This window comes from Hyphomonas sp., from assembly GCF_046313975.1.
Lineage (GTDB): Bacteria > Pseudomonadota > Alphaproteobacteria > Caulobacterales > Hyphomonadaceae > Hyphomonas.
The window spans coordinates 19607-31306 of sequence record NZ_JBKBXB010000022.1; the positions used below are offsets into that span (position 1 = coordinate 19607).

The following is an 11700-nucleotide window of genomic DNA, read 5'->3' on the forward strand; positions in this document are numbered from 1 at the left end:
TCTCCCCTCAGGGTTTTCGCATGAAGGCGATGGTGGCGTCTGAGAACGCTTCTGAGGCATCTTCCTGAAGGAAATGTCCGCCGCCTGCAATGGTCACCACTTCGGCGCCCGGCAGGCGCGCCTTGAAGATGGCGTCGCCGCCTTTGGTCACCGGATCGCCGTCGCTGAAGGAGAGCAGCACGCGGCCCCTGAACGCTTCCAGCACTTTCCATGCTGCGTCATTGGCGAGCCGGTCCGGCTTGTGATGCGGCAGCAGCGGCACGAGCGACGGAAACTTCCGTGCACCGGCAATGAACGTATCATCCGGGAACGGAGCAACATAACCGTCAAGAATCCGAGCGTCCGTGATGCCCGACAACAGTCCGAAGACATCGCGGATGGAGAAGTCTGGGCATTCGGCGGCATACTTTACCCAGTAGAGGAAGGCGCCGGGCCCGCCTGCCTGAAACTGCTCGCGCACCATCGCCGCATCCGGCACCGGCACGGCCGGATACATCTGGCCAAGGAAGGCAGACATCTCGTCCGAGATCATCGCCGTACTCGGCAGGCCGGTATTGGCAATCACCAGCCGGTCAAACCGCTCGATCTGCTCGGCAGCAACGCGTAGGCCGATCAGCCCGCCCCAGTCCTGGCAGACGAGGGTGAGGTGATTGAGGTCGAGCTGGCGCAGCCACTGGCCCAGCCAGTCGACATGGCCGGAATAGGTATAATCGTCCGTGGACGTTGGTTTGTCAGACCGGCCGAAACCGATCAGGTCCGGCGCGATCACGCGGAAGCCCGCCGCCGTGAGGCGCGGGATCATCCGGCGGTAAAGATAGCTCCACGAAGGCTGGCCGTGCAGGCAGAGCAGGACGGGCCCATCCTTCGGGCCTTCATCGATATGATGCATCCGCAGCGCCGTGCCGTCTGCCGCGCGCACGTCGGAATAGAGCGGTGCGAAGGGATATTCGAACAGACTGACGAATTGCGTTTCGGGCGTTCTGAAAACCTGCACGATGAGAGCTCCCGGTCGATCCTGAAAATTATAATGACACTAGTAGTGCCAATAATAATTTGGGTCAATCACATTCCTTGGCCATTGTCGGCCCCGCGTCTCCGGCTGATCTCTCGATCATCGACAACATTAAAAATCATTGTAAGATCATAACTCTACGAACCTTGGGGTTGCTGCGTGAACAAACGACAGTTGAAGATTCTCACTGTGTTGCAGTGGGTCTTCTATCCCATGGCCGCCGTGATGCTTCTGGCATTCCTCGCCGACGTGTTCGGCGGATACCGGTTTTGGACGGAGGCTGTCTGGGGGTCTGTTGATCGCGCAATTGATCCCTTCGCGATCATTGTCCTCTGCATATTTTTCATCGTCCTTGTCGCACTCATCTGGCAGTTCATTCTTATCGAGTTTTCGCGCGCAAGGCAGCGAAGGAAAACCGGAAAGCCGCTCATCGCGATTTATCCACCACGGTTTGCAACCCGCTTCATCCTGCCACTGGTGGCCGTGTTCTTTGTGGTGGGTCTCAATGCCATCGTGCTGGTTCCGGGCACGGCGGATCTGCGTCCTGCCAGTTGGGAGGTGGAGCCATTGATGGCGCTGGTCTTCTTCTACATCGTTGCGCATTTCCTGCTGGTCGCTTTCACGCTTCGGGCGTTTCGCAACTTGCCGGTTTTTGTCGCCACGGACGAAGGCTTCGTCTATGAGCCGGGCGATGTTTCGCCAGGGCTAATCCGATGGAGCGACATCTCCGAGGGCGCTGAGGCCGCGCTTCTAACCAGCGGTAGCTCCAATATAGGCGGCCCCAGAACAGGCCTGACGATCGTCCTTTCACTGAAAGACCCAGATACAATTTTTTCCGCCTACAACCCTTTGCTCCGGGGCATCAATTCGTTTGCAACCCGTGTGATCAAGTACCAGTCCGGCGGCGTCGGTGACATCATCCTGGCGGCAGAAGATTTCGGCCCGCGCTATGATGAGGTCCGGTCTCTCATCCGGTCGAAGCTCGGCATACGCTGGACTGATCAGCTGCCTGAGTAATCAGGTCACCTTTGCGCGGATGTGGAATTCCGGCGCATCCCAGCTGTGGGTGGAGAGGATATCGCCGAGGATATCCATCGCCTCCCAGACCTGCGCATAGGTCAGGAACAGCGGCGAAAATCCGAGGCGCACCGTATCCGGCGCCCGGAAATCCGAGAGCACGCCGCGGGCCGCAAGGGCCTGCACCACCGGATAGCCATCAGTGATCCGTAGGCTGACATGTCCGCCGCGCCGCGCATCATCCTGCGGAGAGAGCAGCTCGAGGCCCATCTCCTTTGCCCGGCGGATCGCCATGGCGCCCATCCTCCGGGCTTTCGTCTGAATGTCTTCCGGCGCTTGCCCGCACACGACATCCAGTGCTCCGTCCAGCGACGCCAGCGACAGGATCGGCTGTGTGCCGCTGGCAAACCGCGCGGCGCCCTCGCGGGGCGCGTAGTGCGACTCAAACGCGAACGGTGCCGCATGGCCCATCCAGCCCGGCAGGGGCGTTGAAAGCTTGCCGGAAATCTCGGGCGAGGCATACACTAAGGCGGGCGCGCCGGGACCGCCATTGAGATATTTGTAGGTGCACCCCGCCGCGAGTTGCGCGCCGTGGGAGCACAGGGCAAGGTTCAGAACGCCGGTTGCATGGCTGAGGTCCCACACGATCAGCGCGCCGTTCCTGCGGGCCTCAGCCTCATGCGCGGCCATATCGGTGATCTCCGCCGACCGGTAATTGACCACACTCTTGATCAGAACGCCGCCTTCCTTCAGCGCGGCAATTCCTTCGCCGGTCGGCACGCGCCGCAGCTCGGCCTGCTGCAACCGGCCTAGCGCCGCAACGATATACTGGTCGGTCGGAAACTCATCCTCTTCGATCATGAGCAGCGGGCGCCGGGCGAGGCCGAGGGCCGCAGACGCCAGCTTGAACAGGTTCACGGACACATTGTCCGTCACCACCACGCTGCCCGGCTCCGCGCCGATCAGCCCTGCGATCCGCGCGCCCATCCGCTCGGCAAGGTCGATCCACCCGGCCGAGTTCCAACCCCGCACAAGGTCGCGTTGCCAGGCATCGAGCGCGGCTGCCGCCTTCCGGCGCGCCTCAGCAGGCGGGGGGCCGAGCGAGTGGCCGACCAGGTAGATCGTTCCACCGGGTATCTCGAAATGGCTCCGCGCGGGCGCCAGCGGATCGCCGCGGTCGAGGGCGAGGGCGTCATCCTGGCAGTTCGGAACCTGAAACATCTGACTGGCTTGCCTGTGCTTGCGAACCTGCGAGAGTAGCGGGCAAGCGGCTGGCGGCAAGGGAGACGGGCGTGTGGAAACATCTGGCGATGATCGCGGCGGCCTCTATCCTCGCCGCCTGCCAGCCGCAGGCCGTGGCGCCGGAGCCTGCGATGCCTGAAACGCCGCCCGCCCTGATGACCTGGCCGGACCTGACGAGCCGACCGCGGCCGGAACCTTCCGTCGAGATCCTCTGGGGCGACGGGCCCACGGATATTGCCGATCTCTGGGTGCCGAAGGGCGAGGGGCCTCACCCGGTTGTCGTGATGGTGCATGGCGGCTGCTGGCAGAAATCCATTGCCGACCGTACACTGATGAACTGGATAGCTGAGGGTCTGCGCCAGCGCGGATGGGCGGTCTGGAACATCGAGTATTGCGGCGTTGATGAACCCGGTGGCGGATACCTCGGAACGTTCCGGGATGTTGGCGCGGCGGCCGATGAACTCCTCGAGCGGGCGGACGGGCTGAACCTCGACCTCTCGCGCGTCACCGGCATCGGGCATTCGGCGGGCGGTCACCTCATCCTGTGGCTGGCGGCGCGTGGCCAGCTGCCGGAGACAAGCGAGCTTTCCGTCAGCAATCCGCTGCGCTTCCAGGGTGTGGTTGTCTCCGGCGGGCTGGCGGACCTTGAAGCCTCCCGTCCAGTCACCCTGCCATCCTGCCTCGATGCCATCTACGACCAGTTGACCGGCCCGGTGAGCGAGCTGCGGCCGGACCCGCTTGCAGATACCTCGCCGGCGCGGTTGCTGCCGGTCGGCGTTCCCTTCGTCAGCGTTCATGGCAGCGACGACCGGATCGCGCCGCCGTTGCTCGGCGACGGGCTGACGCGGAAAGCCGAGACGGCGGGGGACACAGCTTCGCTGATCGTCGTGCCTGCGACCGGTCATGTCGAATTGGTTGCTCCGGATACGGAGGCTTTCCGGGTTCAGGCGGACGTGCTTGCAAGTTTCGTCGGGCTGCCGCCAGCCGCAGACTAGCCGTTGAGCTTCGCCAGCAATTCCTGTGCGAACACGGTCAGTGTGTCGTCGCGCGCGCCCATGACGAGGATCCGGTCGCCGGGCTTTGCGAGCTCCAGGAGGCGCGCGCCGCAGGCCGCGCGGTCGCCGAGCGCTTCGGCATTGCGGCCACGGGCGCGGATATCGGCGGCGAGGTCTGCGCTGCCGACTGAGCGGTCCACCGTGCCGCCGAAATAGGCGGGCTCGGGCATCAGGAGGATGTCTTCCGCTTTCAGATTTTCGGCGAAGCACTCCGCGAATTCGCGGCGCATTTTCTTGATCGGGCCGAAGCCGTGCGGCTGGAACATGACGAGGACGCGGCCGGGGAACTGGTTCACCGTACGCAGGGTGGCGGCGATCTTGTCCGGATTGTGCCCGAAATCATCGATGACGGTCACGCCATTCTCCGTGCCGACAATGTCGAACCGGCGGGCGATACCGGAGAATTCGCCAAGCGCCGCGGCGGCTCCCTCGAGTGTGACGCCGCAGGTCATTGCGGCGGCTATGGCGGCGAGGGCGTTGGAGACGTTGTGCCGGCCGGGGGTGGCGAGGCGGAGGGTGGCGGAAGTGCCGGCTTTCCGGTCGTGTACGGAGCATGTGATGCTGGTGGGCGCGGGGGCGATCTCGCTGGCGGTGAGCTGCGCAGCGGGGTTGTCGAGACTGTAGGTGATCGCGGCGGGGAAGTCCGCGGCGAGACGCGCCGTCTCCACATTGTCGAGGTTCAGCACGACATCCTGCGCACGCGCGGCGAAGCCGCCGAAGAGGGCGCGCAGCTCGTCCATCGTCTTGTGGTCGAGCGCGATGTTCATCAGCACGGCCACGCGGGGATTATAGGCAGCGATAGAGCCGTCGCTCTCGTCGACTTCCGAGACGAAGACGCCGCTGGTGCCGACGAGAGAGCTGGAGAACAGCGCCTCGGGCGTGCGGAAATTCTTCATCACCGCGCCGTTCATCACGGTCGGGCTCTTGCCGGCATGGTGGAGGATCCAGGCGATCATGCCGGTGACGGTCGACTTGCCGCTGGTGCCCGCCACGCCAATCGCAAACGGCGCGGCGTTGAACAGGGCCGACAGCATGTCCGCCCGGCTCATCCGCTTGGCGCCGACGCGAAGCGCGGCGGCGATATCGGGCACGGTGTCTTCCACGGCGGCGGAAGCGACCACGACCTGCTCCGGGCTGGTTACGCCACTGCCATCTTGTGGATAAAGGCGGATGCCCTTGCTGAGCAGATAGTCAAACTTCGCTTGCGTGCGCCCCTGGTCAAGCGACCGGTCCGAGCCCTCGATAATGTGGCCCTGGTCGAGCAGGATCAACGCCAGCGGCAACATGCCGGAGCCGCCGATGCCGCAGAAGAAATAGCGATTCATTTCGGTCATTAGGCTCGTTCTATAGCAGGCATTTTCGAAGGCGCATCACGGCACCGATAAGAAGCGAGAATACAAATGGGTTAGTCGCCGACACGGAACAGTTTAACGACAGCGATTGCGCGACTTGCCTCTGAACTAGCAAATTCCGAGTTCGAGATTATTACGCTGCGCTCAGAATTCTTGTATTGCCTGTTGGAAAGCCAGTTTGCGGAACCAATAACCACTGTTTGATCATCGACAACCAAAAGCTTTTCATGTGTGGCGAAGTTCGCGACGAAGAGTTGATCCGGATATTTCTTCAGGAGTGTTCGCAGTGAATCCAACACCTGCTTTGTTCCTTCAAAATACTTGTGGTATCCTTGTGCGTCTTGAGCTCCGTAGCCGATGTATATCGTCACTCCCTGCTGTAGCTTTTTTGAGACTAGCTTGAGAAATGCATCATCCATTACATGCTTGCTCAGCCAGCCGGACATGATGATTAGCCGTACCTTAGAATGTTTCAAGCAATCAATTAGGTACTGGTAGTGATCGACACCTATCAATATTTTTAGGCTTCCTTCGGGAATTTCTTGCAGGCGTCCTCGTTGTGAGTTGGATAGTAGTTCGTCCAATGATTGCCGAACTTCAGAATTGTCTGGCGCCTTGTAACTTGTTTCGCTTACTCTACCCCAAGCAAGCCCAATGACTATTGTGATGACTAGTACATGCGGTGTGGCGGCAGCCAAGCAATCCGGACGCAAGCAGAACCCAAAGAATAAAAGCTGATTCAAAAGCATCACAGTAATGAATATTGTAACGAATCTGCCCAACATAGTTTCGATCTCTCTCCTTGGGTTTTAGAAAGATGCCGATCTATGGCTTTTCGAGCTGAGAAGAGGCTTCCTATTGCTTAGGTGTAGGCAGAACCGTTTGACGGCGCAAACATTGGTTTCCCATCGGACCTATTTGATTTGCTCGATAAGACTTCCATCATTTACTTTTTCGGTACTCGTCATTGATTTGTAGCGGTCTGCATCAGCACCAATACCCGTTCCCATTTTCGGGGAATGCCGGTTTAACTGCGCGGGCACATCCGGGAGAGTGACATGGGCGCGAAAGTGACACGCATCGGGATTGTCGGGCCGGGGCGGGCGATTGACAGGTCGCTGGCGGAGCGCGTCAGCGCGCTGGCGGGCGATAGCGCGGAGCTGGTGTTTCATCCGCAATGCTTCCTTCGGGAGGGGCATTTTGCGGGGCCGGATACTGCGCGGGCGGCGGCGTTTGAGGCGTATGCGAATGATGCTTCGCTGGACGCGGTCTGGTTTGCGCGGGGCGGGTATGGCGCGTGCCGGATCCTCGATACGGCGTTCGGGAATCTGGGCGAGGCGGCGCGGGCGAAGACTTATCTGGGATATAGCGATGCGGGCAGCCTGCTGGCGCGCCTTGCCCGCGACGGGATCGGCCGCGTCGTGCACGGGCCGATGCCGGCGGACATCCTGCGCGAGGGCGGCGAGGCGGCGGTGCGCCGGTCGCTCGGCTTTCTGACGGGTACGGATGATGGGGCGGGAATCGATGCGGCGGCGCGCGCGCCGGGCAAATATGCCGCCTTCAACATTTCGGTGTTCGCGAGCCTGATCGGCACGGGCTGGCTGCCGGACCTCAGCGGCCATGTGCTGATGCTGGAGGATGTGGGCGAGTATCATTACCGGCTGGACCGGATGATGTTCACGATCACGTCGAACCCGGAAGTGAAGAAGGTGGCGGGGATACGGCTCGGGCGGTGCGGGGCGATTCCGGTGAACGATATCGACTTCGGGGCGAGCGAGGAGGAGATCGTCACGCACTGGTGCGCGCGGGGCGGGATTGCCTATCTTGGCCGCGCGGATATCGGCCATGATGTGGAGAACAAGATCGTGGTGTTCGGCGAGCGGGCGGCAAGCGCTTAGAGCCGCTCCATCTCCTGACCTAACCGGAAACCCCAGCGAAGGCTGGGGTCCAGTTCTTGAGTGCGCTGGATACCTGCCTTCGCAGGTATCTGCGGAGAGGGGGCACAAAAAAGGCGGGCATCGCCTGGCGAGCCCGCCTTTTATCTGTGTGCGGAAGATGGGAGCCTAGAGGTTCTTCACGATATCCTCGACCATCTTCTTGGCGTCCGCGAGCAGCATCATCGTGTTGTCGTGGAAGAAGAGTTCGTTCTCGATGCCGGCATAGCCCGAGCCCATCGAGCGCTTGATGAACAGCACCGTGCGGGCGTTCTCGACATCGAGGATGGGCATGCCGTAGATCGGTGATGTCTTGTCCGTTTTCGCGGCGGGGTTCGTCACGTCATTGGCGCCGATGACGAAGGCGACGTCCGAAGCGGAGAATTCCGAGTTGATGTCTTCGAGTTCGAACACCTCATCGTAAGGCACCTGCGCCTCCGCGAGGAGGACGTTCATGTGGCCCGGCATCCGGCCCGCGACGGGGTGGATAGCGTATTTCACTTCGACGCCTTCTTCCTTCAGCTTCTCGGCCATTTCCTTCAGCGCGTGCTGCGCCTGGGCGACCGCCATGCCGTAGCCGGGAACGATGATGACCTTCGAGGCGTTCTTCATGATGAAGGCCGCATCTTCGGCGGAACCCTTCTTGTACGGACGATCCACCTTCGCGCCGCCGGCCGCGGCCGCATCCTCGCCGCCGAAGCCGCCAAGGATGACCGAGATGAAGCTCCGGTTCATGCCCTTGCACATGATGTAGGACAGGATCGCGCCGGACGAGCCGACGAGGGCGCCGGTGATGATCAGCGCGAAATTGCCGAGTGTGAAGCCGAGCGCGGCGGCGGCCCAGCCGGAATAGGAGTTCAGCATCGAGACGACGACCGGCATGTCGGCGCCCCCGATGGGGATGATCAGCGTGATGCCGAGGATCAGGGCAAGCGCGGTGAGGCCCCAGAAGGCCCAGTGCGCCGTGCCGTGCGACAGGATCAGGATGACGGTCAGCGCGATGATGCCTGCGCCGAGGGCGAGGTTCAGGACGTGGCGGGCTGGCAGCAGGATCGGCGCGCCGCTCATGTTGCCGTTGAGCTTGGCGAAGGCGATGACCGAACCGGTAAATGTCAGAGCACCGATGGCTGAGCCGAGGCCAAGCTCGATCAACGAGGCGGTCTTTATGCCGTTCACGGCGTAACTGCTCGTGGACGGATCACCCGTCGTCATGAACAGCTCGGCGATGCCGAAGCTGTCCGGCGCGTAGAGCGCGGCAGCTGCGACGAGGACGGCGGCCATACCGACCAGTGAGTGGAAGGCCGCGACGAGCTGCGGCATGTCGGTCATCGGGATGCGGCGGGCGATGATCGCGCCGATGGTGCCGCCGATGGCGACGGCGCCGATGATCAGGCCCCAGGTGACGGGATCAAGCTGGTTCCAGAGAAGCGCAAGCGTCGTGCCGACGGCGATCGTCATGCCGATCATGCCGTTGCGGTTGCCCTTCTGGCTGGTCGCGGGGCTGGAGAGGCCGCGCAGGGCGAGGATGAACAGGATACCGGCGACGAGATAGAGAAGCGGCGCCCAGGTGGATTGGAATTGTTCCACGGCTTACTGACCCTTCTTCTTGTACATGGCCAGCATGCGCTGGGTGACTAGGAAGCCGCCGAAGATGTTGACGCTGGCGAGCATGACGGCGACCGCGCCAAGGATCTTGGCGACCCAGCCTTCCTGCGACAGTCCGTGTGCGGCCGCAGCCGCGAGCGCGCCAACGACGATGACCGAGGAGATAGCGTTGGTGACGGCCATCAGCGGCGTGTGCAGCGCGGGCGTGACCGACCAGACGACATAGTAGCCGACGAAGCAGGCGAGCGCGAAGATGGCGGCGAGGAAGACCGTCGATTCAATCCCGCCCGCTTCGGCATGGGCCGGCAGCGCGAGCGCCGCGAGGGCGACGAGGGAAAGGGTGCGTTTCATCACTTGAGCCTTTCGCTGACAGTTGCGCCATTGCGCGTGAGCAGCATGGCGACGACGACTTCATCGTCCGTATCGAGATTAAGCGCTGCGCCTTCACCGGTGATCAGCGGGATGAAGGCGAGCAGGTTCTTGGCGTAGAGCGAGGAGGAGTCCGCCGGCAGGCGCGCGGGCAGGTTCGAGAAGCCGGCGACCTTGACGCCGTTCACGTCGACAATCTCGTCGGCTTTCGAGAGCGGGCAGTTGCCGCCCTGGGAGACGGCCATGTCGACGATGACCGAACCGGGCTTCATCGACTTGACCATTTCCTCCGTAATCAGAACAGGCGCGGGGCGGCCCGGGATCAGCGCGGTGGTGACGACGATATCCTGCTTGGCGATGTGGCTGGCGGTGAGCGCGGCCTGTTTCGCCTGGTATTCCTTCGACATTTCCTTGGCATAGCCGGCAGAGGTTTCGGCGGCCTTGAACTCGTCATCCTCGACCGCGATGAACTTGGCTCCGAGCGAGGCGACCTGTTCCTTGGCGGCGGGGCGCACGTCGTTGGCGGTGACGACCGCGCCGAGGCGGCGGGCGGTGGCGATGGCCTGCAAGCCGGCAACACCGGCGCCCATGATGAATACCTTGGCCGGGGCGACCGTTCCGGCAGCGGTCATCATCATCGGCATGGCGCGGCCATAGATCTGCGCGCCTTCGATCACGGCGCGGTAGCCGGCGAGGTTCGACTGCGACGACAGCGCGTCCATCGACTGGGCCCGGGTGATGCGGGGCGTGAACTCCATCGACAGCGCGGCAATCTTCCTGGCGTTCAGCGCGGCGATCTCGTCGGCCGGGAAAGCGAAGGGCTCCATCAGCGCGATCACGGCGGCGCCTTCGGGAAGCGCGGCCACCTCGTCCGGCAAAGGACGGCGGACCTTGAAGACGATATCTGCGCCCCGGGCGGCATCGGCCGCGGAGGCGGCGATGCTGGCGCCGGCCTCGGTGAAGGGGCCGTCCGGAAAGCCGGCGACCGTGCCGGCGCCGGATTCGACCGTGACCGTGTGGCCGAGGCCCACGAGCTTCTTGACTGTCTCCGGAGTTGCCGCCACGCGGGTTTCGCCGGGTCGCCGTTCTTTGAGCACTGATATCTTCATGGCGCCTTGAATTAGGTTAAACCTTGCGCAGTGCAACAGAAATTTTGGGAGTAAAGGGCATGAGCTTGTTCAGTCTGGCTAACAGGACGGCGCTGGTGACGGGGGCCTCCAGCGGTCTGGGCCGCCACTTTGCCGGGGTTCTCGCAGGGGCAGGCGCGACCGTTGTGGTCGCCGCGCGGCGGATGGACAAGCTGGAGGAAGTGGCCGCGGAGATCGAAGCCGGGGGCGGAAAGGCGCTCGCGGTCGAAATGGATGTGACCGATGATGGCAGCGTCCGGGCGGCGTTTGATTCGGTCCGCGAGGCGCTCGGGCGGCCTTGCGACGTGGTGATCAACAATTCCGGCATGTCGCGCGAAGGCTGGTTCCGCGAGCAGAGCGAGGAAGACTGGAACGCCGTTATCGATACCAATCTCACCGGCGTCTGGCGCGTCGGCAAGCATGCGACCAACGCGCTGATCGAGGCCAAGGTGAAGGGCTCGATCGTCAACATCGCCTCGATCACGGCGCACCGGACGCAGCTGATGACGACGGCCTATTGCGTCTCGAAGGCCGGGGTCGACCACCTGACGCGGCATATGGCGCTGGAGAATGCGCGCTATGGCATCCGCGTGAACGCGATCTCGCCGGGCTATTTCAGGACGGCGATCAATGACGCCTACCTGGATTCCGAAGCGGGCGAAGCGATGCGCAAGCGGGTCGCCTTCCGCCGGTTCGGCGACTACCGGGAACTCGACGGGGCGCTGCTGCTGCTGGCGTCCGAGGCGGGCAGCTATATGACCGGCTCGACACTCGTCGTCGATGGCGGGCATCTTTTGAGCAGTCTTTGATTGTTTTTGCTCGCGGTTGTTTCCGCGCCACTGGCGCGGAGCCGCTGCGCGCTTCGCTTTGCTCCTGGGGCGCACGAGTTTGAGCGCAGCACGTCTGGCCGGACGCGGGGGTGCCCGGCCGGTGGGTTTTTCCTGAACTCGGTTTCCTGTCATCCCGGCGAAAGCCGGGATGACAAGG

Annotated in this window: 11 protein-coding genes; 4 read left to right on the forward strand and 7 right to left on the reverse strand. The window is 62.8% G+C overall.

Annotated features, from left to right (window positions below):
* Positions 1-7: 7 nt before the first annotated feature.
* Positions 8-994 (reverse strand): haloalkane dehalogenase, encoded by a 987-nt coding sequence (locus tag ACK4TE_RS09495; RefSeq protein WP_409911265.1) that lies wholly within the window; start codon positions 992-994, stop codon positions 8-10.
* A gap of 177 nt (positions 995-1171) precedes the next feature.
* Between ACK4TE_RS09495 and ACK4TE_RS09500 the strand changes: the two genes are divergently transcribed.
* Positions 1172-2029, forward strand: coding sequence for a hypothetical protein (locus ACK4TE_RS09500; RefSeq protein WP_409911266.1), 858 nt, complete (start codon positions 1172-1174; stop codon positions 2027-2029).
* Here ACK4TE_RS09500 and ACK4TE_RS09505 read toward each other — a convergent pair whose 3' ends face one another.
* A complete protein-coding gene (locus ACK4TE_RS09505) occupies positions 2030-3250 on the reverse strand; it encodes an aminotransferase class V-fold PLP-dependent enzyme (protein ID WP_409911267.1) in 1221 nt (406 codons plus the stop codon).
* 71 nt (positions 3251-3321) lie between these two features.
* Between ACK4TE_RS09505 and ACK4TE_RS09510 the strand changes: the two genes are divergently transcribed.
* Positions 3322-4266: an alpha/beta hydrolase family protein gene (locus ACK4TE_RS09510; protein WP_409911268.1), complete on the forward strand. Its 945-nt coding sequence runs from the start codon at positions 3322-3324 to the stop codon at positions 4264-4266.
* Here ACK4TE_RS09510 and murC read toward each other — a convergent pair.
* Together murC and ACK4TE_RS09520 are read right to left on the reverse strand one after the other, a co-directional pair.
* Positions 4263-5660, reverse strand: a complete 1398-nt coding sequence (murC, locus tag ACK4TE_RS09515; protein WP_409911269.1) for a UDP-N-acetylmuramate--L-alanine ligase — start codon at positions 5658-5660, stop codon at positions 4263-4265. The two genes, ACK4TE_RS09510 and murC, sit on opposite strands and share 4 nt — an antisense overlap.
* A gap of 71 nt (positions 5661-5731) precedes the next feature.
* Complete coding sequence (locus tag ACK4TE_RS09520; RefSeq protein WP_409911270.1) at positions 5732-6463, reverse strand: phospholipase D-like domain-containing protein; 732 nt, start codon at positions 6461-6463, stop codon at positions 5732-5734.
* A gap of 273 nt (positions 6464-6736) precedes the next feature.
* On the opposite strand from ACK4TE_RS09520, the gene ACK4TE_RS09525 reads away from it, so the two are divergent.
* Positions 6737-7576, forward strand: coding sequence for an LD-carboxypeptidase (locus ACK4TE_RS09525; protein WP_409911271.1), 840 nt, complete (start codon positions 6737-6739; stop codon positions 7574-7576).
* A 165-nt stretch (positions 7577-7741) separates the two neighbouring features.
* Here ACK4TE_RS09525 and ACK4TE_RS09530 read toward each other — a convergent pair whose 3' ends face one another.
* Genes ACK4TE_RS09530 through ACK4TE_RS09540 form a run of 3 tightly spaced genes read right to left on the reverse strand, consistent with a single transcriptional unit; the run spans position 7742 to position 10695 of the window.
* A complete protein-coding gene (locus ACK4TE_RS09530; protein ID WP_409911272.1) occupies positions 7742-9199 on the reverse strand; it encodes an NAD(P)(+) transhydrogenase (Re/Si-specific) subunit beta in 1458 nt (485 codons plus the stop codon).
* A 3-nt stretch (positions 9200-9202) separates the two neighbouring features.
* Entirely contained in the window at positions 9203-9568 is a 366-nt protein-coding gene (locus tag ACK4TE_RS09535) for a proton-translocating transhydrogenase family protein (protein ID WP_409911273.1), read from the reverse strand.
* Entirely contained in the window at positions 9568-10695 is a 1128-nt protein-coding gene (locus ACK4TE_RS09540) for a Re/Si-specific NAD(P)(+) transhydrogenase subunit alpha (protein WP_409911274.1), read from the reverse strand. The genes ACK4TE_RS09535 and ACK4TE_RS09540 overlap by 1 nt, the downstream gene beginning before the upstream one ends.
* A 59-nt stretch (positions 10696-10754) precedes the next feature.
* On the opposite strand from ACK4TE_RS09540, the gene ACK4TE_RS09545 reads away from it, so the two are divergent.
* Positions 10755-11522 (forward strand): SDR family NAD(P)-dependent oxidoreductase, encoded by a 768-nt coding sequence (locus ACK4TE_RS09545; protein WP_409911275.1) that lies wholly within the window; start codon positions 10755-10757, stop codon positions 11520-11522.
* Positions 11523-11700: the final 178 nt, after the last annotated feature.

Coding starts and splice junctions, on each gene's coding strand:
- ACK4TE_RS09505 (WP_409911267.1), bottom strand. CDS start 3,250: ATGTTTCAGGTTCCGAACTGCCAGGATGACGCCCTCGCCCTCGACCGC.
- murC (WP_409911269.1), bottom strand. CDS start 5,660: ATGACCGAAATGAATCGCTATTTCTTCTGCGGCATCGGCGGCTCCGGC.
- ACK4TE_RS09520 (WP_409911270.1), bottom strand. CDS start 6,463: ATGTTGGGCAGATTCGTTACAATATTCATTACTGTGATGCTTTTGAAT.
- ACK4TE_RS09525 (WP_409911271.1), top strand. CDS start 6,737: ATGGGCGCGAAAGTGACACGCATCGGGATTGTCGGGCCGGGGCGGGCG.
- ACK4TE_RS09535 (WP_409911273.1), bottom strand. CDS start 9,568: ATGAAACGCACCCTTTCCCTCGTCGCCCTCGCGGCGCTCGCGCTGCCG.
- ACK4TE_RS09540 (WP_409911274.1), bottom strand. CDS start 10,695: ATGAAGATATCAGTGCTCAAAGAACGGCGACCCGGCGAAACCCGCGTG.
- ACK4TE_RS09545 (WP_409911275.1), top strand. CDS start 10,755: ATGAGCTTGTTCAGTCTGGCTAACAGGACGGCGCTGGTGACGGGGGCC.